Origin of the sequence: Streptosporangium carneum, from assembly GCF_027922005.1 — a bacterium.
Classification (GTDB): Bacteria; Actinomycetota; Actinomycetes; order Streptosporangiales; family Streptosporangiaceae; genus Streptosporangium; species Streptosporangium carneum.
Genome location: NZ_BSEV01000014.1, coordinates 14346 through 33404, shown reverse-complemented (window position 1 = coordinate 33404; position 19059 = coordinate 14346). Strand labels below are relative to the sequence as shown.

Genomic DNA, 19059 nt, shown 5'->3' with positions numbered 1-19059 from the left:
TCTTTTCGGAGCTCAGAGCTCGATGCGGTGCGGGACGAAGGACGACGTGTCGTCGGTGATGAACCCTGAGGTCTCGCGGATGCCGACCCCGGCCGCCTCGTCGTGGACGACCCACGCGCCGAGCACGGGCCGCCAGCCGTCGAAGACGGGCAGGGCCAGGAACTCCTGGTAGACGTGACCTTCGGCGCCGTAGCCGCCCTCGGTCTCGACGCGTTCGCCGGGGGTGACGATCCGCATGCTCGCGCCCTCCCTGCCGAGCAGCGGTTTGACGATGTAGGAGGACATGTCACGGGGGCCGTCGAGGTAGGCGGGCAGCAGGTTCGGATGGCCGGGGTACAGCTCCCAGAGCAGCGCGAGCAGCGCCTTGTTGGACAGCAGCATCTTCCACAGCGGCTCGATCCAGGTGGAGGAGATCTGCTGGCGCACCGCGTGCGCGCCGAACGGGTCGGCGATCGCCCACTCCCAGGGGTACAGCTTGCACAGTGAGCGGATCACCCGGCGTTCGGTGTCGACGAAGCGCAGGTTGAGGCCGTCCCAGCCGATGTCCTCCATGGCCACGGCGACCGTGTTCAGCCCGGCCTGCTCGGCGGTCTCCTGGAGGTAGGCGAGCGTCATCGCCTCCTCGCCGGTCTCGTCCATCCTGGTCCAGGCGAAGTGCGCGGGCCCGGTCGGCAGGCGGTCCGCCATCTGCCGCCACCGGTCGATCAGCCTCTCGTGGATGGAGTTCCACTGGTCGTCGTCGGGGTGGCGGTCCCTCAGCCAGAACCACTGCACGACCGAGCTCTCCAGCAGGCTGGTCGGGGTGTCGGCGTTGTACTCCAGCAGTTTGGCCGGGCCTGTCCCGTCGTAGCGGAGGTCGAATCGGCCGAACAGGTGGGGGTCGCCCCGCCGCCAGGACGCGGCGATCTCCCGCGCCGCCCACGCGGGCACCGCGAAGTCGGCGTAGCGGTCGTGCTCGACGACGTGCTCGACGGCGCTCAGGCACATCCGGTGCAGCTCCTCCACCTGTTCCTCGAGGCGGAGCACCTCGTCCATGGAGAAGACGTACTGCACGCTCTCGTCCCAGTAGGGGCGCTTGAGGCCTTCGGGGTGCGCGGTGCGGTGGTAGGCCAGGCCCTGGCCCTCGATGATGCTCTCCCAGCCAGGGCGGGGGAGTGAGGTCTCGCGTCTCATGTGCCGGGGGTCAGCTCCCGCCGCCCCAGCGGCTTCCGAAGCCGCCTCGCTGGATCACCGTGCCCTGGCGGGTCACGATCTGGACGTCGGAGGGCCGCACCGTGGTGCCCTGCCCGATCCTGCTGCCCGACCGCGTGCCGCCGTAGTACCAGCGGTAGGCGCCGTTGGAGCCGTGGTAGCTCGGGGAGTCGTCGCAGTAATCGTCGTCGACGACCGTGTACGAGCCGTCAGGCTGGTAGCTGTTGAGGTCGACGCAGTCGGCCCCGACCTCCTCGTAGTCGTCCTGCGCCGAGCAGTAGCCGATGAGGAGCACCGAGACGACGCCGATCCCGGTGAGGGTGATGACCGTCGACGCCTTTGGACCCGAAGGCTTGTCGGAGGGCTTGCGGGGGAGGGTCTGTCCAGCAGCCAGTGGGTGTTTCGGACTTGCGGCCATCGGGCTCCAATGAGATGTGTCGCCACAGGGTATCGATGCTGTTTTGTCTGTTCAACTGCTTCTCCGGGGCGGCCACGCCTCGAGACTGTCGGTATCGGCGCGTAACGTCACAAGTGTGAACCGTACCGATCGGCTTTACGCTCTGGTCGAGGAGCTTCGCGCGGTCTCGCCCAGGGCCCGTCCAGCCAGGGAGCTCGCCGCGAGGTTCGAGGTGAGCACGCGCACCGTCGAGCGCGACATCGCCGCGCTCCAGCAGTCCGGGGTGCCGATCTACGCCGAGCCCGGCAGGCGTGGCGGTTACGTCCTCGACAAGAGCATGTCGCTTCCTCCGCTCAACTTCACCCCGGCCGAGGCGGTCGCGGTCGCCGTCGCGCTCGGCCGCGCCGAGGACAGCCCCCTCGCCTCGCACGCCCGCAGCGCGCTGCGCAAGCTGGTGGCCGCGATGCCGTCGCCGGAGGAGGCGAAGGCCAGGGACCTCGCCGCGCGGATCCACCTGGTCGCCGAGGCCGAGCCGTACCCCCGGGCCTCGAAGGTGATCGAGCAGGCTCTGCTGCGCCGGCGTGTGCTGCGGATCGAGTACGAGGACTCCAAGGGGCGCACGACCGTCCGCGAGGTCGAGCCGACGGTCTTCGTCGGCGGTCGCGGCGGCCACTGGTACCTCGTGGGCATGTGCAGGCTCAGGCAGGACGCCCGGCTCTTCAGGCTCGACCGCATCCGCAGGGCGGAGGAGACGGACGAGACCTCGCCCGAGCATTCGCCTGACCGCTTCTCCCCGGACGTCTCCGACGTGATCCTGTGGAATGTCGATCTCGGATGAGAACACCGACATAGGGCTGTCGCCGAGCCGGTCCATCGTGGAGGTGTTCGAGAAAACCTCCACGAGGAGAGATCAGATGCTCAACACCGTCGCCTGGTTCGAGGTCGCCACCGACGACCCGCAGGGAGCGGAGAAGTTCTACGGCGAGCTGTTCGGCTGGTCGTTCGCCGCCGACGCGGAGTCGGCGAAGGGCGGCACCGACTACCGGCTCATCGGCTACCCGGGGGCTGAGGGCTTCAGGGGCGGCCTGTTCGCGACCGGTGGCGCCTTCCCCGGCCACGCCGTCTTCACCGTCGCCGTCGCCGACGTGGCGGCCACCTGCGAGCGGGCGGAGCGCGCGGGCGGGGAGGTCGTGTTCAAGCTGCTGGACAACCCCACGGGCCCGGACTTCGGCTACATCCGCGACATCTCGGGAAACCTGTTCGGCGTCTTCGCCCCGCGGAGCGAGAGGTGAAGCGGACGGCGGCGCACGGCTGAGCGGGGGCCCGGCGGGTCAGCTGCGCCGGGGGCCGCCCGCCCGGTCCCCGAGCGTGAGCAGCACCTCCCGCAGCAGGTCGGCCAGGGCGCGCGCGGTGCCCTCCGGCACGTTCGCGAGCAGTCGCCCGTGCGCCTCGGTCGTGGCCACGGCGAGCTCCTCGGCCCGCCGGGCGCCCGGCTGCGTCAGGCACACCCAGGAGCTGCGGCCGTCGGCGGGGTCGGGTTCGCGCTCGACGAGTCCGGCGGTGGTGAGCCGCTGCAGGATGTTGCTCGTCCCTCCCGTGGTGAGCGAGGAGCGGGAGGCGAGCTGGCTCGGCTTGAGACGGTAGGGGGCCCCGGCCCTGCGCAACGTCGCCAGGACGTCGAACTCGGCGTAGGTCAGTCCGTACTCGCCGAGCACGGACTGCGTGACCTCCTCGACGAGGGCCTTCAGCCGTCCGGCACGCTTGATGATCTCCAGCTGGACGGTGGCGGCCTCGGGCATCTCCGCCCGCCAGCCCTCCATCATCTCGTCGACGCGGTCCCGTCCCGCCGTGTCCTCCCGTGCCATGGATTGAGGATAGCCCTCACCCTTGATAGCTTTTAAGAAAGCTTTCTTAGTTGCTTTTGAGACAGGGAGATTTTCCGTGCGCATGCTCGTCACCGGCGGCACCGTGATCGACACCGATCCCGGGCCGCGTGTCCTGCCGGGAGCGGATGTCCTCGTCGAGGACGGGGTCATCGCCGCCGTGGGGCGGGAGCTGGCCGCCGAGGCCGACGAGGTCGTCGACGCGACCGGGCTGATCGTGCTGCCGGGCTTCGTGGACACGCACCGGCACCTCTGGCAGAGCGTCCTGCGGTCCGTCGCGGCGGACGCGACCCTGGGGGGCTACCTCGACCTCGTTCTGGGCGGGTTCGCCCCCGCCTTCAGGGCGGAGGACGTCTACGCGGCCAACCTGTGGGGCGCGATCGAGGCGCTCGACGCCGGGATCACCACCGTCTACGACTGGTCGCACATCCAGCTCACCCCGGACCACACCGACGCGGCGATCGAAGCCCTGGGCGACTCGGGCGTCCGCGCCGTCTTCGGCTACGCCCCTGCGGGCGACGCCTCCCGCGGGGAGAGCGAGGTGCGGCGGGTCGCCTCGCTCGGCCTGCCCCGTCTCGTGACCCCGGCCCTGGCGGCGCTCGGGCCCGTCTACGGGCCCGCCGAGGCGGCCGAGGCCGACTGGCTGCTGGCCCGGGAGCTCGGGCTCCAGATCAGCGTGCACGCGACGGGGACCGGGACCGTCGAGTGGCTGCACCGCGGCGGCCTCCTCGGGCCCGACGTGATGTTCGTGCACGGCAACGGCTTCACCGACGAGGCGATGAGGCTCGTCGCCGACAGCGGCGGCGTCGCCTCCGTCGCCCCGGCCGTCGAGTGCCAGATGGGGCACGGCCATCCGGAGACCGGCAGGTTCCGCCGGTTCGGGATCACGACGGGGCTCGGCGTCGACACGGTGACCGCCGCGCCCGGCGACATGTTCGCCGTCATGCGCGCCGCGTTCGCCGCGGAGCGGAGCCGGGGCGGGGAGCTCACCGCGGCGGAGGTGCTGCGGATGGCCACCGTCGAGGGGGCGGCCGTCCTCGGCATGGACGACCGGATCGGGTCGCTGCGGCCGGGCAGGCAGGCCGACCTCGTCATGCTCCGTTCGGGCGACCTCGGCCTGGCGCCGGTGCACGACCCGGTCGGCGCCGTGGTGACCGCGGCGGGCCCGGCCAACGTGGACACCGTGATCGTCGGGGGCCGTGTCGTGAAACGGAGGGGCCGCCTGGTCCACGCGGACGCGTGCCGGGCCCTCGACCTCGTCTCCCGTTCCGCGGAACGGCTCGCCGAGGCCGCGGGAACCCCGGCCCCGGTCGGGTCGTGACCGGCGCGCGTCCTCACGCCCCCGGACGCCCGCGCGGGACGGCCGGCGCGGGGCGCCGCCGGCCCCTCAGCGCAGCGCGTTCAGCACGGAGTCGAGCAGTCCGGGGAAACGGGCGTCCAGGTCGTCGCGGCGCAGCCTGACCAGCCGTGACCTTCCCTCCAGGGCGGTCAGCGTGACCCCGGCCTCGCGGAGGACCCTGTAGTGGTGCGACATCGTGGACTTGTGCACGTCGATGCCGCTGCCTATGTCCGCGCAGCTCTCGCCGTCGCTCTCGGCGAGCCTGGCCACGATCTCCAGCCGCACCGGGTCCGCCAGCGCGTGCATGATCTCGGCCAGCTTGATGTCATCCGCCGCGGGATGCCAGGGTTCACGCATCAGTTCACCCGCACTTTCACGAGGCCATCCTAACGTGCTGTTTGACAGTTTGCAGACTGTCAAACCTTCTGCCGGTCCCGGGGCCTCCGGCGGTGGGAGGCGAGGACGGGCGGGGCCCGGGAACCGCTTTGTCACAACAGATCGGCGGTTCTGGGAAAAGGGGTGATCTCCACTGGTCGGATGTGTAATCTCCGCAAGGGGGCTGTACACGAGGGGTCGGCGATGCCGGAGATCAGACCGCTGCGGCCGGGAGATCCGCCGCAGTTGGGGGACTACACGCTCAGAGGCAGGCTGGGGGAGGGCGGGCAGGGAGTCGTCTACCTCGGCGAGTCCGAGAGCGGTGAACGCGCGGCCATCAAGCTGCTGCACGTGCGCTTCACCGGGGAGGTCCAGGCGCGTTCCCGCTTCGCGCGCGAGCTCGCCGCGGCCCGCAGGGTCGCGGCCTTCTGCACGGCCAGGGTGCTCGCCGCCGACCTCGACGGCGAGACGCCGTACATCGCGAGCGAGCTGATCGACGGGCCGTCGCTGCGCGCCGTCGTCGAGCGCGAGGGGCCGCTGGCCGGGGAGGAGCTCGAACGGCTGGCGATCGGCACGATCACCGCGCTGACGGCGATCCACCACGCGGGGATCGCGCACCGGGACTTCAAGCCGGACAACGTCCTGCTCGACGCGGACGGTCCCCGCGTCGTCGACTTCGGCATCGCCAAGATCATCGACGAGAGCGGGACGATCACCACCCGCGCGGTCGGCACCCCCGCCTACATGGCTCCCGAGCAGATCGCCGACGACAGCGTCGGCCTGCCCGCGGACGTGTTCGCCTGGGGCTCGACCATGATCTTCAGTGCGACGGGGAAGGCCCCCTTCGGCGGGGACACGATCGTGGCGACGCTCAACCGCGTCATCAACCACGAAGCCGACCTGAGCACGCTCCCCGAAGGCCTGCGCGAGATCGTCGGGCTGTGCCTGAACAAGGACCAGGCTCGCAGGCCCACCGCGGACGAGGTGCTCAGACGCCTGCTCGGCCATCCCGCCGACGAGGCCGAGGCCTCGGAGGAGGTGCTGGCCGAAGGCGTTCAGGCCGCAACAGTCGACCTGACCCGGCCCGACAGGGACGCGGACGGGCGAGCGAGCGGGGGCACGCCCGCCAGCCGCCGCAGGGCCGTGACCGGCGGGCTCGCGCTCCTCGGCGCTGCCGCCGCCGCCTTCGTGGTCCTTCAGTTCGGCCTGACGCCGAGCGGCGGCGCCGGGCTCCCCTCGACGGCGGCCGCCACGCCCACTCCCACGCCGAGCCCCACCCCGACGGTCTCCACGGGCTCGCCCCTGCTCGACCGGATCAAGGCCGGGCGCGTGCTCAGGATCGGCTACCGCAAGGGGCTGCCCCGGGTCTCTCTCGGCGACCCGCCCCGCGGGTTCGAGATCGACGTCGCCAAGTACGTCGCGAAGTCCCTGGGGGCCAGGCAGAACGCGATCAGGTTCGTGGAGGTCGGCTACGACGACCGGGAGGCGGACGTCGCGCGGGGCAGGGTCGACCTGGTGATCGCCAACCTCTCGATCGACACCGCGGACCGTGGGCGGGTCGCCTTCGCCGGGCCGTACTACGTGGCCCACCGCGACGTGCTCGTCAGGGCGAGCTCGGGCATCTCGAAGCTGAAGGACCTGCGCGGCAGGACGATCTGCTTCACGTCGGGCCAGCTCACCGTCGCGATGATCCGCGACAGGGGCATCGACTTCACCCCCCTCGAGGCGAAGGACACCTCGATCTGCGCCTCGAGGGTGGCCGAGGGCAGCGCCGACGCCCTGACCGGCGACGACCTCCTGATCGCCGGGTTCGGCGCCCGCCTGCGCGGGGCCGGACTCAGGGTCGCCGGGCTCCAACTCACCTCGGAGCGGTACGGCGTGGCGCTCAGGAAGGGCGACCCCGTGGCCTGCAGGGCGGTCAACGAGGCCATCAGGTCCATGTACGCGGACAAGACCGTGAAACGGCTGCTCGACGCCCACTTCGGCGGGGTCGCCTTCCGCCACCAGACCGGGCGGCCCCGCCTGGAAGACTGCGGGTAGCGCGCGAGCCGCTCACGACGACGGGCAGACGGCGCCGTTCGCCGGCACCTTGCCGTCGAGCAGGTAGCCGTCGGTGAGCTTCTTGACGCACGAGTCGCCGGACAGGTAGGCCCCGTGGCCCTCACCCTTGTAGGTGACCAGCACGCCTGTTCTGAGCTGTTCGGTCAGCCTCGGCGCCCACTCGTACGGCGTGGCGGGGTCGCCCGTGCCCCCGATGACCAGGATCGGGGCCGAGCCCGTCGCGTCTATCTTCCTGGCCTCGTCGCTGCCGGGCACCGGCCACATCGAGCAGATGGCGCCCATCCCCGAGCCGCCGAACAGCGGGGAGATCTTCTTGGAGGCCTCCTCGGTCTTCGCCAGCTCCTTGCGGCTCGGCCGCTCCGAGGTGTCCACGCAGGTGATGGCCGGGAAGCTGCTCATGATGGTCGCGTACGACCCGTCGGGCATGCGCGCGTTGTAGGCGTCCGCCAGGTACAGCAGGATCCGGCCGTCGCCCTTGAAGCCCCGGCTCAGCCCCTGCTCGAGCAGCGGCCAGGTCAGGTCCGAGTACAGCGCGGCGGTGACGCCGGTCACGGCCAGCCCCTGGGTCAGCTTGCGGTCGCCGACCGGCAGCGGGTTGATCCTGAGATCGTTGAGGAAGGTCTCGACGTTCTTGTTCGCGACGGACGCGTCGGCGCCCACCTCGCACTCGCCGGGCCCCTTGATGCAGTCCTGCAGGAAGGCGTCGTAGGACTTCTGGAACGCGGTCGTCTGGGCCAGCGAACGCTGCTCCAACGTGACGCTCGGGTCCAGCGGGCCGTCCAGCGCGAAGCGGTGCACCTTCTTGGGGAACTGGGTCGCGTACACGGCGCCGAGCTGTGTGCCGTACGAGATGCCGAAGTAGTTGAGCTGTTTGTCGCCCAGCGCCTGGCGGAGCCGGTCCATGTCGCGGGCGGCGTTGACCGTGCCGACGTAGGGCAGGACCTTGCCCGAGGTGCGCTTGCAGGCCTCGACGAAGTTCTTGATCGTCTTTTCCTGCTCGGCCCGCTCGGCCGCGTTGGTGGCCTGGGTGTCCATGGAGAGGAACCGGTCCATCTCCCTGTCCGTGCCGCACCTGACGCCCGCGGTGCGCTCGACCCCGGGCGGGTCGAAGCTGACCAGGTCGTACCGGGTGTTCAGACTGGAGAAGATCTTGTAGGACTGGGCCATGGTGTCGACGCCCGACGCGCCGGGGCCGCCGAAGTTGAACACCAGGGAGCCGAGCCGCCTGCCGGGCTCGGTGGCCTGGATCCGGATCACCGCCATGTCCAGCGTGTCGCCGTTCGGCCTGTTGTAGTCGAGCGGGACTCTGAGCCTCCCGCACTGGAACCTCGGGTCGGGGCGAGGGGTCGCCCCGTCGGGGCGTTTGATGTCCGTGCACGGACCCCAGGCGATCTGGCCGGGCGAGGCCGTGCCCGGAGCCGTGCCGACGCTCGACGGCGTGGCCGGGGTCGGCGGGGGACTCGGCTCGGAGATGTCAGCCACGGCACCGTACCCGCCGGGTCCGTTGCTGCTGCCGCAGGCGGCCAGAGCGGTGGAAAGGACCGTCGTCGCGGTGACGGCCGCCAGGATTCTTCGCATGAAGCCCCCCTCGAATCGAATTCTTCGCCGGGGGAAGCGATTCCACACTAACCGGGCGAGGCCTTCCATAGAAGGACCCGCCCGGCAGTGATCACCTCACAGTCCCATGGACTGCGTGTCGTTGCTCTCGACGCCACCGGCCTCGGTGACGCCGTTCTTCAGGTGGTACTTGGCGATGGCCTCCTTCAGCACCCGCCCGTCGAGCTCGCCGCGCCTGACCAGCTGGGTGAGCACGGCCAGCGTGATCGAGGCCGCGTCCACGTGGAAGTGGCGGCGAAGCGCGGAACGGGTGTCCGACAGGCCGAAGCCGTCGGTGCCGAGCGAGGTCCACTCACCCGGAACCCACTGGGCGATCTGGTCCTGCACCGCGCGCATGTAGTCGCTGACGCCCACGAACGGCCCCTGGGCCGCCGACAGCGCCCGGGTGACGTACGGCACCCGCTGCTCGGAGTCGGGGTTGAGCAGGTTGTGCTCCTCGACGGCCAGCGCCTCCCGGCGCAGCTCCGTCCAGGAGGTGGCCGACCAGACCTCGGCCGCGACGCCCCACTCCTCGGCCAGCATCCGCTGGGCCTCCACGGCCCAGGGACCGGCCACGCCCGAGGCCAGGATGTTGGCCCTGGGGCCGGCGACCGCGGGAGCGGGGGCGAAGCGGTACAGGCCCTTGAGCAGGCCCTGCACGTCCAGGTCCGCGGGCTCGGCGGGCTGGGCGTACGGCTCGTTGTAGACGGTCAGGTAGTAGAAGACGTTCTCCGGCTGCTCGCCGTACATCCTCCGCAGGCCGTCCTTGACGATGTGCGCCAGCTCGAAGGCCCACGACGGGTCGTAGGACACCGCCGCCGGGTTCGTCGAGGCGGTCAGCGGGGTGTGGCCGTCCTCGTGCTGCAGGCCCTCGCCGTTCAGGGTGGTGCGGCCCGCGGTGGCGCCCAGCAGGAAACCCCGGCCCATCTGGTCGGCGAGCTGCCACATCTGGTCGGCGGTGCGCTGCCAGCCGAACATCGAGTAGAAGATGTAGACCGGGATCATGTGCTCGCCGTGCGTGGCGTACGACGTGCCGACGGCGATCGTCGAGGCCATCGAGCCCGACTCGCTGATGCCCTCGTGCAGGATCTGACCCTCGGTCGACTCCTTGTAGGACAGCAGCAGCTCGCGGTCGACGGCGTCGTAGGTCTGGCCGTGCGGCGAGTAGATCTTGGCGGTCGGGAAGATCGCGTCGAGACCGAAGGTGCGCGCCTCGTCCGGGATGACCGGCACGAACCTGTGGCCGATCTCCTTGTCGCGCATGAGGTCCTTGAGCAGCCGGACGAACGCCATGGTCGTGGCGACGTTCTGCTTGCCGGAGCCCTTCTTGAGCTGGGCGTAGGCCGCGTCGCCCGGCAGGGTGATCGGCTTGGCGCGGACCACGCGCTTGGGCAGGAAACCGCCCAGGGCCGCGCGGCGCTCCTTCATGTACTGGATCTCGGGGTCGTTCTCGCCCGGGTGGAAGTAGGGCGGCAGGTCGCCCTCGAGCGCGGAGTCCGGGATCGGGAGGTACAGCCGGTCGCGGAACTCCTTGAGGTCGGCCTTGGACATCTTCTTCATCTGGTGCGTCGCGTTGCGCGCCTCGAAGTCCTTGCCCAGGGTCCAGCCCTTGATGGTCTGGGCGAGGATGACCGTCGGCTGGCCGACGTGCTCGCGCGCCGCCTTGTAGGCCGCGTAGACCTTGCGGTAGTCGTGACCGCCGCGCGACAGCTTGCGGATGTCCTCGTCCGAAAGGTGCTCGACCATCTTGCGCAGGCGCGGGTCGCCGCCGAAGAAGTCCTCGCGGATGTACTCGCCGCTCTCGACGGAGTAGGTCTGGAACTGGCCGTCGGGGACGGTGTTCATCTTGTTGACCAGGACGCCGTCGACGTCGGCGGCCAGCAGCGGGTCCCAGTCGCGGCCCCACACGACCTTGATGACATTCCAGCCCGCGCCCCTGAAGTAGGACTCGAGCTCCTGAATGATCTTGCCGTTGCCGCGTACGGGGCCGTCGAGACGCTGCAGGTTGCAGTTGATGACGAAGGTGAGGTTGTCCAGCTCCTCACGGGCGGCCAGGCCGATCGCGCCGAGCGACTCGGGCTCGTCCATCTCGCCGTCGCCGAGGTAGCACCACACGTGGCTGCGGCTGGTGTCCTTGATCTTCCGGTTCAGCAGGTAGCGGTTGAACCGGGCCTGGTAGATCGCGCCGATCGGCCCGAGCCCCATGGACACCGTGGGGAACTCCCAGAAGTCCGGCATCAGGCGCGGGTGCGGGTAGGAGGGCAGGCCCTTGAAACCGTGCGACAGCTCCTGCCGGAAGGCGTCGAGCTGCGCCTCGTTGAGGCGGCCCTCGAGGAACGCGCGGGCGTAGATGCCCGGCGCCGCGTGGCCCTGGATGAAGACCTGGTCGCCGGACTCGCCGTGGTCCTTGCCGCGGAAGAAGTGGTTGAAGCCCACCTCGTAGAGCGACGCGGCCGAGGCGTAGGTGGCGATGTGCCCGCCGACGTTGGTGCGGGCGTTGGCGCGCGTCACCATGACGGCCGCGTTCCACCGGGTGTACGCGCGGATCCGTCGCTCGACGTACTCGTCGCCGGGGAACCACGGCTCCCGTTCCGGGGGAATGGTGTTGATGTAGTCGGTGCTGCGCAGGCCGGGAACGCCGACCTGGTGTTCGCGGGCCCGCTCCAGTAGGCGAAGCATCAGATAACGGGCCCGAGTGCGACCTTCCGTCTTGATGACGTTGTCGAGCGACTCGAGCCACTCCTGGGTCTCGCTGGGGTCGACATCAGGGAGCTGGCTGGGTAGGCCGTCGCTGATGACCGAGAAACGCTGGCGTCCGGAAGCCACTGGGTCTCGCCTTCCGAGGATGGACTTTTGTCTGGTGTAGGTCGTCTTCCATCCTGGTCGCTTACCCCGGAAAGTGCATCTCTACTGACCGGTAACCAGGAAGTCCCTGCTGGCAGGGGTGCATAAGTGGCCTAGACCACCGATGGTAGGACGAATTGTCCCCAAAGGGTACATGGGCTTCGGGTCTTTCAGGAGGTTCGGGGCGGAGTGAACCAGAGCGCTCCGCGGTGTCTTTCGAGGAATGGGAAAGCGGGCGCCGGCGGGGTAACGGCCCCTGGCGGTGAGAAGGCGACGCGGCGCCGGGACCGTTCCCGCGTGCCCGTACGGCGCGGCCGGCGTGTCGGCGGGGCGGGTCCGCGGCCCTCGATCGTCGTCCCAGCTCAGCGTGGATCGTAGGATCGGTATGTGAGATCTCAGATGATCGAGGTGGTGACGGGCTCCCGTGAGCGGGTGCACGACATCACCTCCGAGTGCGAGAGCTTCGCCCGGTCGTGTGGAGGCGACGGGCTGCTGCACGTCTTCGTGCCGCACGCGACCGCGGGGATCGCGCTGATCGAGCTCGGCTCGGGCAGCGACGACGACCTGATCGCGGCGCTGGGAGACCTGCTTCCCGCCGACGAGAGGTGGAGGCATGCGCACGGATCCAGAGGGCATGGACGGTCGCATGTCATGCCGGCCCTCGTTCCACCGTACGCCACCGTCCCGGTCCTCGCCGGGCGGCTCGCACTGGGCACCTGGCAGTCCATCGCCGTGGTGGATCTCAACGTCGACAATCGGGAACGCCAGGTCCGTTTGTCATTTTTGTCGGACTAATTCATACGTAGCCCAGTCGTTGCCGTGGCGACCGTTGACGACCGAGGGTCACAGCGTGTGGACTGTGCCGAAGCACTTTGAGCACCGTGTAGCTGCGGTGCCATCCAAGCAGGAGGGACAAACGTGAGCGCGACCGCGGGTCAGGCGCAGGGCGAACGCGGCCTGGCCGAACGACTCGGCCTCAAGCCGGGTCAGGTGGTGCAGGAGGTCGGCTGGGACGAGGACGCCGACGACGATCTGCGCGACTCCATCGAGGAGCTGACCGGCAACGAACTGGTCGATGAGGACTTCGAGGACGTCGTCGACGTCGTGCTGCTGTGGTGGCGCGACGGTGACGGTGATCTGTTCGACGCCCTGAGCGGTGTGGTGACCAATCTGAGTGACGGCGGCCAGATCTGGCTGCTCACTCCGAAGGCAGGCCGCGAGGGGCACGTGGAGCCCAGTGACATCGGGGAGGACGCCACGACGGCGGGTCTCTCGCAGACGAGCAGCATCAGCGCTGCCCCCGACTGGTCGGGCACGAGGCTGGTCACGCCCAGGGCGCGCCGGTAAAGGTTCCGCCCTGCCGTACGGCTCGGGCGAGCCGTACGGCAGGATGATGACCTTGCAGGTCATCCCATGAAAGGACCTTTGGACATGACGGTAGAGGTGGGCCTCGCGGCTCCGGACTTCGAACTGAAGGACCAGCACGGCACCCCGGTCAAGCTTTCGGACCATCGGGGCAAAAAAATTGTGCTGATCTTCTACCCTCTCGCGTTCAGCAGCGTCTGCCACGGCGAACTCTGTGCCATCCGCGACGAGTTCGTCGCCAAGGCGCCCGACGACGTCCAGGTGATCACTGTCTCGGTCGACTCCATGTTCACCCACCGCGCCTGGGCCGACCAGGAGGGCTACACCTTCCCGCTCCTGTCCGACTTCTGGCCGCACGGGCAGGTCGCCCGGGCGTACGGTGTGTTCGATGAGGCAAAGGGCGTCGCGACGCGTGGCACCTTCGTCATCGACGGCGAGGGCGTGGTCCGCTGGAGCGTCGTGAACCCGATTCCTCAGGCGCGCGACATCGCCGAGTACCTCAAGGTGCTCGCCGAACTTTCCTAAGCGGTGGGCCCGCGGGCGTCGACGAGGCGTTCGCGGGCCGCGACCTCCGGAGGCGATCATGCCCTGCTTCTCCTGCGGGGCCAGGCAGACCGACCCGATCCGCGGCGCCAGCCCGTGGAAGCGCGGGGTGCGCGGGGAGACCCAGGTGCTCGTCTGCCCGGACTGTCAGCGCACGCACGACCTCGATCTCGACACGTGCTCCTCGTGCGGCTCCGTGTCGCTCATCTGCAGGCTCGGCGAGGTCGAGTGCCGTTCCTGTGGATCGGTGCGCCCCGCCAGGGCGGACGAGAGGGCGTGTGCGGCCGGCGCGCCCGGCCTGTCGAAGGAGCTGTCCGACGAGGTCGAGGCGGCGTTGAACCGAGTCCTGGGCCGAGTCCATTAGTGCTCATAAATCTGCTTTAAGCGCATTTATGGGCATCTGTGGTGATGTGGTGTTATCGCCATGCATTATGGTCAGGCTCGGACCCCTCCCTTCGAACTGCTGGATGCGTGCATGAGCTCCTTCGTTGTGGCCCTTGACGTCGGCGGCACGGCCATGAAGGGAGGCCTCGTCACCCGCTCGGGAGAGATCGCTCTCACCAGACGCCGTGACACTCCCCGTGAGAGGGGACCGGCGGCCGTCGTCCAGGCGATCCGCTCCTTCATCGACGACCTCGCCGCCGCGGGCGGCGGCCTCCCCGCCGGAGTCGGCCTCGCCGTTCCGGGACTGGTCACGCCGGAGGCGGCGCTCTACTCCGCCAACATCGGCTGGCGCAACGTCCCCGCCGAGGACCTCGTCCCGCTGGACGTTCCGGTCATGCTCGGACACGACGTGCGCACCGGAGGTCTCGCGGAGAGCGTTCTCGGCGCGGGCCGCGAGATCTCCGAATTCCTGTTCCTGCCCATCGGAACCGGCATCGCGGGCGCCGTGGTCGTGCACGGCGAGCCGTACGGCGGAAGCGCGGGCTGGGGCGGCGAGATCGGCCACATCCCGGTCTTCCCCGACGGCGAGCCGTGCGCCTGCGGCCAGATCGGCTGTCTCGAGACCTACGCCTCCGCCTCAGCCGTGAGCCGCCGCTACTCCGCCAGGGCCTCCTCGCCCGCCACGGCCGAGCAGGTGGCCGCGCTGACCGCCGCCGGCGACCCCGTGGCCACCGGAGTCTGGAACGACGCCGTCGAGGCGCTCTCCCTCGCCCTGGCCACCTACACGCTCCTGCTGGACCCCGCCGCGATCGTCCTGGGCGGCGGCCTGTCGGAGGCGGGCCACCTGCTGTCCGACCCCCTGGCCGAACGCCTCCAGAAACGCCTGACCTTCCGCGAGGCCCCCCCGATCCGCCCCGCCGCCCTGGGCGTGAACGCGGGCATGCTCGGCGCCGCCCTCCTGGGCTGGCGCGCCGCCGGGCACCCGGACGCGGGAAGCACATGGTCGCTTGATGTGCTGAAGTCCCCTCCGGTGGCGTAAGGTGTTATCTCGTCTGTACGACGGGATGACAGGGGCGCTTAGCTCAGCGGTAGAGCGCTCGCCTTACAAGCGAGATGTCACTGGTTCGAACCCAGTAGTGCCCACCAGCCAGAACACCCCGTTCCTGATCTGCGGAACGGGGTGTGGGTGACTAACTCTTGAAGATCTCATCCATCGCCTCAGCGCCCTGCATGAGCACGGGGCGGATCTGCTTCCTGTAGACGGTCTCCGTGAGCACCGTGTTCCGGTGCCCGGCGCGGCGTGAGATGTCCTCGATGGGGACGCCCGAGTCCGACGGCAGCGAGACGAAGCTGTGCCGCATCTCGCGGGGAGTCCAGTCGGTGCCCCGAAGCCCCGCCTTCTCGATGATCTTCCGCATCTCCCGCCGGACATTGCTCGCACTCATGGGGGTTCCCTTCGAGGTGGGGAAGACCGAGACCCTCCGTGTCGGCGAGCCTCCCGCCCGCCTTCTCCTGTTCCTCCCGGAGCATTCGCAGCGCCTCGACGCACCGCCGGGGGAGCTTGAGGGAACGGCGCGACTTGACGGTCTTGGTGTCTCCCTTCTGCCGCACCGACCGCCAGACGTAGATCGCGAACTCCTCGTGCTCCCACCCCGCATCGGCCACCGGAGACCACGCCCCGCGCTCCCCGTCGAACGCGACGACATGCGACCACAGGAGCGCGCGCAACTCCTCGGTACGGGCACCGATCAGCAGCGAGAGCACGATGTACGCCCGCATCCGCGCGTTGGCTCTCTCCGCCAGGGCGACGATGGCGCTGGCCTGTGCGAGCGTGAGTGCCTTGGAGGTACGGCCCTCACGTCCCTCGGGGATCTCGCAGAGGTCCACGACGTTCCGCTTCACCTTGTCGCGACGCATGGCGCTCCTCACCGACCGGTTGAGGATGCCGTGGATCAGCTTGAGGGACCGCGTGCTCAGCTCACTCCTCTTGCCCGCCAGCCACCGGTCGACGTCCTCCACCGATAGGTCACGCAGCTTGCGGGCACCCAGCGTCGGGATCACGTGCTTGTCGGCGAACGTGGTGTACATCGTCACCGTGGTGGCCGACCGTCCGGCCAGACCGTGCTGGAGCCAGTACCTCACGGCATCGGTGACGGTGTAGTTGGCCGGTGCGATGGCCAGCCCGTCGTCGTAGTCCCTGATGATCTCCTTGAGCTTGTCCTTCGCCTCCGTCTTGGTCCTGCCGCTGGCCTTCTTCACGATGCGCTTGCCCGCCGGGGTGTAGCCGACCGTCACCGAGGCGATCCAGCGCTCCCGAGCCTCGTCCCAGTGCAGGCCACCGTCACCCCTGCTGCGTCGTGCGGTCATGATGCCCTTGTTTCCCGTTCGAGTAGTGCGACGTAGTCGGAGATGGCCGAGGCCGGGATCAGCCGGGTACGGCCCTGGGTGACGGAGCGCAGACGGCCCGCCCTGATCTGCTCGTAGATCACGCTGCGGCTCATGCTGAGCAGGTGCATGGCGTCGCATATGCGGTAGAGCCGCCGTTCGCCGGGCGGTCCGGGTGCTGTCATCCGTCCTCCCGCTCGGTGGCGATCTTCCGAGCGGTGGCGACCTTCTGGCGGATGTGCTCGGCCTTGATCACCTCGCCGGGGGAGTAACCCGACCCGGCGAACCGCCAGTGACCGAGAATGAGGGTCGTCTCGTCGCCGAGCGGAGGAAGGCCGTGCCGTTCGCGTGCTTCGGTGGCCCGGTGTGTCGCGCGCACCTGCCGGAGATCGCCCAGGGTGGTGGAGTAGCGGCGGGACTTCGTGGAGAAGTGGCCCCGAAACCCCAGCATGTGCGCCCAAGGCCGGAGACGAAGAGCCCTGTACTCCGAGCGCGCACCCAGCTCCCAGCAGGTACGGATCATCCGTCGCGCGTGCTCGGTGACCGGGAGCGCGTCCAGGTGCAGCCCCGGCTTCAAGCCCGTTCCGTGGCAGCGCCCGCAGGACGCCATCAGGCTCAACCGCCCCCGGCCGCCGCAGGCCGGACACGACAGCCGGTGATCGACCGTACCGGAGGCTTCGGCACCCTTCGTCGCGTACTTGGCGATGTAACCGGCCACCGCCCGCTCGCTCAACCCGTTGGCACTTTGGTCGAGCAGGATGGGCCGGATGTCGAGCTGATCACCCCACGCCAGATCCCACCGGCCGAGATCACTCGGGGGAGAGGCGACCGTGACCCGCCGGACCGCCGGAGGGATCGCCCGGCTGAGCAGGTCGTGATCAGCCCAGTCCGGAGGGATCTCACTCCCGCCGCCCGGACCGTCGAGCCTGACGACGGCGTGGAAGTGGACCAGGCCCCGCCGCTGGTACTCGGCGACCTTGGCGAACGACACCCGGACCCGCTTGGCGAACTCCCGGCGGCTCAGCCCCGCCTCACTGGCCAGGGGGCGCCGCACCTCCAAGGTGAAGCGGTGCCACAGGGCGCCCGCGTGAGCCTGCCAGAGCACCGCGCCCACGTAGTCGTAACAGTCACCGCAGATGGGTTGCCCGAGCCGTTTGTCTCCCAGCTCGTGGCGAGCATGGCAGCCGACCGGACGCCCGTGCTCACAGACCTTGTCGTGATTCCGGGGACGGCAGGCCCGTACCGTCCCGTTCTTCTCCCGCCGCGTGTGCACCGGCCCGAACGAGGGAGCGGTCAGGGTGACGAACGCCCGAGGATGGGCGCTCACCTCCTGCGGAACGCCCTTACCGCCGGACAGGCCCGCTCGGATGAGCTGGAAGGTATCGGCCCGGTAGACCTCCGAGCAGGCCGGGCACACCGAGGCCCGCCGGTTGCCACAGGCCACCAGTAGATGCCCGGACGGCTCATCCGTCGTGCGGTAGCCGTGCAGCACCTCACCGCTGGTCGCGTTGACGATCAGCGATTCGCCCGCCAGGTGCACCGGATGAGCACACCCACCGGTCGCGGTGACCATGGAGCGCCACCGGCCGTAGCCCGGATCGTTGATCACCCGTGTGAGATCGACCAGCCATTCCGGCTGCTGGTCGGTGATGCGGTGCTGCGGTTCCTCCTTGTGGTTCATGACGCCCTCCTTCGCTCGCTCCCGACAGGTACTACAACACGTGCTACGTCTTGGCCCATGTGGACATGGTAGACAACACGTGCTACCTCTTGTAAAGAACAAACGTGGAAGAAGGAGAACTCGGCATGACCGATGACAAGGGCGCCGCCCGCTGGCGAATCATCGCCGACCTCTTACGCTCCGACGTGTTGCAGGACCACTACCAACCAGGCCAGGCACTTCCGGGAGAAGCGTTCCTCGCGGCTGAGTACGCCACCTCGCGCCCCACCATCCGCAAGGCCATCGCCCAGCTCGCCGGGGAAGGACTGCTCACCGTCGCCCACGGCCGGGGCACCTTCGTCCGTCCGGCCCCCGACCGCCGCATGATCCTGACAGGATGGCCGGAGCACGAGGACCTGCTCAGCCCGGCCTACGACCCCGCCAAGCAGCACTGGGAACACATCACCGTCCCCAGCGAAGCCGAGCGCGCACAGAATGGCGTCATTCCCAATTCGGCCCTGTTCATGACCGCCGAAGGCGACAGAGCTGACGTCTTGGCCGTACGGCGAGGACGCATGGTCGCCTACCGCTACGCCTATTGGCAGCACACCAAGACCCGCGCCCGCATCCATCTGTGCTCGTACGTCCTGGCCGAGCTCGTTGCCACCGTCACCGGAGAAGGGGCAGATCGGGAGATCGAACCCCATGTCGAGCCTGAGAACTACTACGCCCACCTGGAACGTGAACACGGCCCCCTGCGCTGGACCACCTCCGTGCACACCCAGATGCCCTACGGCGAAACCTATGAAGACCTCGGCATGGAACCGATCGGCACACCGCTGTTGATCGTCCGGAGGGTCATGCTCAGCCAACACGGCCGACCACTGGAATTCACCGAAATCGAGGCTCCCGGGGATCGATTCGAGACCGCAGCCGTCAGTGATTACAACTCAGCTGAACCCAGAGGGCTCTCAGCACTCCGTATATGACGGGCTCAGAGTTTCTTTACTGGTTGAACCCAGTAGTGCCCACCAGC

The 19059-nt window shown here is 69.2% G+C and carries 19 protein-coding genes and 1 tRNA gene; 11 read left to right on the top strand and 9 right to left on the bottom strand.

The window, feature by feature from the left end; all coding sequences use genetic code 11:
- Nucleotides 1-12: 12 nt before the first annotated feature.
- Entirely contained in the window at nt 13-1173 is a 1161-nt protein-coding gene (locus tag PKF00_RS26605; protein WP_271220369.1) for a glutathionylspermidine synthase family protein, read from the bottom strand.
- A 10-nt stretch (nt 1174-1183) separates the two neighbouring features.
- The gene (locus PKF00_RS26600; protein ID WP_271220368.1) at nt 1184-1609 is read right to left on the bottom strand and encodes a hypothetical protein; all 426 of its coding nucleotides are present in this window, start codon (nt 1607-1609) and stop codon (nt 1184-1186) included.
- A 115-nt stretch (nt 1610-1724) separates the two neighbouring features.
- Between PKF00_RS26600 and PKF00_RS26595 the strand changes: the two genes are divergently transcribed.
- Together PKF00_RS26595 and PKF00_RS26590 are read left to right on the top strand one after the other, a co-directional pair.
- Nucleotides 1725-2426 carry a helix-turn-helix transcriptional regulator gene (locus tag PKF00_RS26595; protein ID WP_271220367.1) on the top strand — a complete coding sequence of 234 codons (702 nt, stop codon included), beginning with the start codon at nt 1725-1727 and terminating at the stop codon, nt 2424-2426.
- A gap of 76 nt (nt 2427-2502) precedes the next feature.
- A complete protein-coding gene (locus PKF00_RS26590; protein WP_271220366.1) occupies nt 2503-2880 on the top strand; it encodes a VOC family protein in 378 nt (125 codons plus the stop codon).
- Between the two features lie 39 nt (nt 2881-2919).
- Here the strand turns inward: PKF00_RS26590 and PKF00_RS26585 are convergent, their stop codons facing one another.
- Nucleotides 2920-3453, bottom strand: coding sequence for a MarR family winged helix-turn-helix transcriptional regulator (locus PKF00_RS26585; protein ID WP_271220365.1), 534 nt, complete (start codon nt 3451-3453; stop codon nt 2920-2922).
- An 82-nt stretch (nt 3454-3535) separates the two neighbouring features.
- On the opposite strand from PKF00_RS26585, the gene PKF00_RS26580 reads away from it, so the two are divergent.
- Nucleotides 3536-4792 (top strand): amidohydrolase family protein, encoded by a 1257-nt coding sequence (locus PKF00_RS26580; protein ID WP_271220507.1) that lies wholly within the window; start codon nt 3536-3538, stop codon nt 4790-4792.
- A gap of 66 nt (nt 4793-4858) precedes the next feature.
- Here the strand turns inward: PKF00_RS26580 and PKF00_RS26575 are convergent, their stop codons facing one another.
- Nucleotides 4859-5167 carry an ArsR/SmtB family transcription factor gene (locus PKF00_RS26575; RefSeq protein ID WP_271220364.1) on the bottom strand — a complete coding sequence of 103 codons (309 nt, stop codon included), beginning with the start codon at nt 5165-5167 and terminating at the stop codon, nt 4859-4861.
- A gap of 222 nt (nt 5168-5389) precedes the next feature.
- Here PKF00_RS26575 and PKF00_RS26570 point away from each other — a divergent pair, with 222 nt between their 5' ends.
- Nucleotides 5390-7225 carry a serine/threonine-protein kinase gene (locus tag PKF00_RS26570; RefSeq protein WP_271220363.1) on the top strand — a complete coding sequence of 612 codons (1836 nt, stop codon included), beginning with the start codon at nt 5390-5392 and terminating at the stop codon, nt 7223-7225.
- A 12-nt stretch (nt 7226-7237) separates the two neighbouring features.
- Here PKF00_RS26570 and PKF00_RS26565 read toward each other — a convergent pair whose 3' ends face one another.
- Both PKF00_RS26565 and aceE read right to left on the bottom strand, forming a co-directional pair.
- On the bottom strand, nt 7238-8824 hold the full coding sequence (locus PKF00_RS26565) for an alpha/beta hydrolase (RefSeq protein ID WP_271220362.1): 1587 nt from the start codon (nt 8822-8824) through the stop codon (nt 7238-7240).
- Nucleotides 8825-8920: 96 nt separating this feature from the next.
- Nucleotides 8921-11668 carry a pyruvate dehydrogenase (acetyl-transferring), homodimeric type gene (gene aceE, locus PKF00_RS26560; RefSeq protein WP_344929901.1) on the bottom strand — a complete coding sequence of 916 codons (2748 nt, stop codon included), beginning with the start codon at nt 11666-11668 and terminating at the stop codon, nt 8921-8923.
- 405 nt (nt 11669-12073) lie between these two features.
- On the opposite strand from aceE, the gene PKF00_RS26555 reads away from it, so the two are divergent.
- The 6 genes from PKF00_RS26555 (at nt 12074) to PKF00_RS26530 (ending at nt 15124) form a co-directional block, all read left to right on the top strand.
- Nucleotides 12074-12481, top strand: a complete 408-nt coding sequence (locus PKF00_RS26555) for a secondary thiamine-phosphate synthase enzyme YjbQ (protein ID WP_271220361.1) — start codon at nt 12074-12076, stop codon at nt 12479-12481.
- A gap of 123 nt (nt 12482-12604) precedes the next feature.
- Nucleotides 12605-13033 carry a DUF3052 domain-containing protein gene (locus PKF00_RS26550; RefSeq protein ID WP_271220360.1) on the top strand — a complete coding sequence of 143 codons (429 nt, stop codon included), beginning with the start codon at nt 12605-12607 and terminating at the stop codon, nt 13031-13033.
- 84 nt (nt 13034-13117) lie between these two features.
- Nucleotides 13118-13576, top strand: a complete 459-nt coding sequence (locus PKF00_RS26545) for a peroxiredoxin (RefSeq protein WP_271220359.1) — start codon at nt 13118-13120, stop codon at nt 13574-13576.
- 58 nt (nt 13577-13634) lie between these two features.
- Nucleotides 13635-13958, top strand: a complete 324-nt coding sequence (locus PKF00_RS26540; RefSeq protein WP_271220358.1) for a hypothetical protein — start codon at nt 13635-13637, stop codon at nt 13956-13958.
- 111 nt (nt 13959-14069) lie between these two features.
- Complete coding sequence (locus tag PKF00_RS26535) at nt 14070-15017, top strand: ROK family protein (RefSeq protein ID WP_271220357.1); 948 nt, start codon at nt 14070-14072, stop codon at nt 15015-15017.
- 32 nt (nt 15018-15049) lie between these two features.
- A tRNA-Val gene (locus PKF00_RS26530) sits at nt 15050-15124 on the top strand.
- A gap of 44 nt (nt 15125-15168) precedes the next feature.
- On the opposite strand, the gene PKF00_RS26525 is transcribed toward PKF00_RS26530, so the two are convergent.
- The 3 genes from PKF00_RS26525 to PKF00_RS26515 form a co-directional block, all read right to left on the bottom strand.
- Nucleotides 15169-15396, bottom strand: a complete 228-nt coding sequence (locus PKF00_RS26525; RefSeq protein WP_271220505.1) for a site-specific integrase — start codon at nt 15394-15396, stop codon at nt 15169-15171.
- A gap of 945 nt (nt 15397-16341) precedes the next feature.
- A complete protein-coding gene (locus PKF00_RS26520; RefSeq protein ID WP_271220356.1) occupies nt 16342-16548 on the bottom strand; it encodes a helix-turn-helix domain-containing protein in 207 nt (68 codons plus the stop codon).
- Complete coding sequence (locus PKF00_RS26515) at nt 16545-18044, bottom strand: replication initiator (protein WP_271220355.1); 1500 nt, start codon at nt 18042-18044, stop codon at nt 16545-16547. The genes PKF00_RS26520 and PKF00_RS26515 overlap by 4 nt, the downstream gene beginning before the upstream one ends.
- 125 nt (nt 18045-18169) lie before the next feature.
- Here PKF00_RS26515 and PKF00_RS26510 point away from each other — a divergent pair, with 125 nt between their 5' ends.
- Entirely contained in the window at nt 18170-19012 is an 843-nt protein-coding gene (locus tag PKF00_RS26510) for a GntR family transcriptional regulator (RefSeq protein ID WP_271220354.1), read from the top strand.
- Nucleotides 19013-19059: the final 47 nt, after the last annotated feature.

Coding starts and splice junctions, on each gene's coding strand:
- PKF00_RS26605 (WP_271220369.1), bottom strand. CDS start 1,173: ATGAGACGCGAGACCTCACTCCCCCGCCCTGGCTGGGAGAGCATCATC.
- PKF00_RS26600 (WP_271220368.1), bottom strand. CDS start 1,609: ATGGCCGCAAGTCCGAAACACCCACTGGCTGCTGGACAGACCCTCCCC.
- PKF00_RS26590 (WP_271220366.1), top strand. CDS start 2,503: ATGCTCAACACCGTCGCCTGGTTCGAGGTCGCCACCGACGACCCGCAG.
- PKF00_RS26585 (WP_271220365.1), bottom strand. CDS start 3,453: ATGGCACGGGAGGACACGGCGGGACGGGACCGCGTCGACGAGATGATG.
- PKF00_RS26580 (WP_271220507.1), top strand. CDS start 3,536: ATGCTCGTCACCGGCGGCACCGTGATCGACACCGATCCCGGGCCGCGT.
- PKF00_RS26575 (WP_271220364.1), bottom strand. CDS start 5,167: ATGCGTGAACCCTGGCATCCCGCGGCGGATGACATCAAGCTGGCCGAG.
- PKF00_RS26570 (WP_271220363.1), top strand. CDS start 5,390: ATGCCGGAGATCAGACCGCTGCGGCCGGGAGATCCGCCGCAGTTGGGG.
- PKF00_RS26565 (WP_271220362.1), bottom strand. CDS start 8,824: ATGCGAAGAATCCTGGCGGCCGTCACCGCGACGACGGTCCTTTCCACC.
- PKF00_RS26545 (WP_271220359.1), top strand. CDS start 13,118: ATGACGGTAGAGGTGGGCCTCGCGGCTCCGGACTTCGAACTGAAGGAC.
- PKF00_RS26540 (WP_271220358.1), top strand. CDS start 13,635: ATGCCCTGCTTCTCCTGCGGGGCCAGGCAGACCGACCCGATCCGCGGC.
- PKF00_RS26535 (WP_271220357.1), top strand. CDS start 14,070: ATGAGCTCCTTCGTTGTGGCCCTTGACGTCGGCGGCACGGCCATGAAG.
- PKF00_RS26525 (WP_271220505.1), bottom strand. CDS start 15,396: ATGCGGAAGATCATCGAGAAGGCGGGGCTTCGGGGCACCGACTGGACT.
- PKF00_RS26520 (WP_271220356.1), bottom strand. CDS start 16,548: ATGACAGCACCCGGACCGCCCGGCGAACGGCGGCTCTACCGCATATGC.
- PKF00_RS26515 (WP_271220355.1), bottom strand. CDS start 18,044: ATGAACCACAAGGAGGAACCGCAGCACCGCATCACCGACCAGCAGCCG.
- PKF00_RS26510 (WP_271220354.1), top strand. CDS start 18,170: ATGACCGATGACAAGGGCGCCGCCCGCTGGCGAATCATCGCCGACCTC.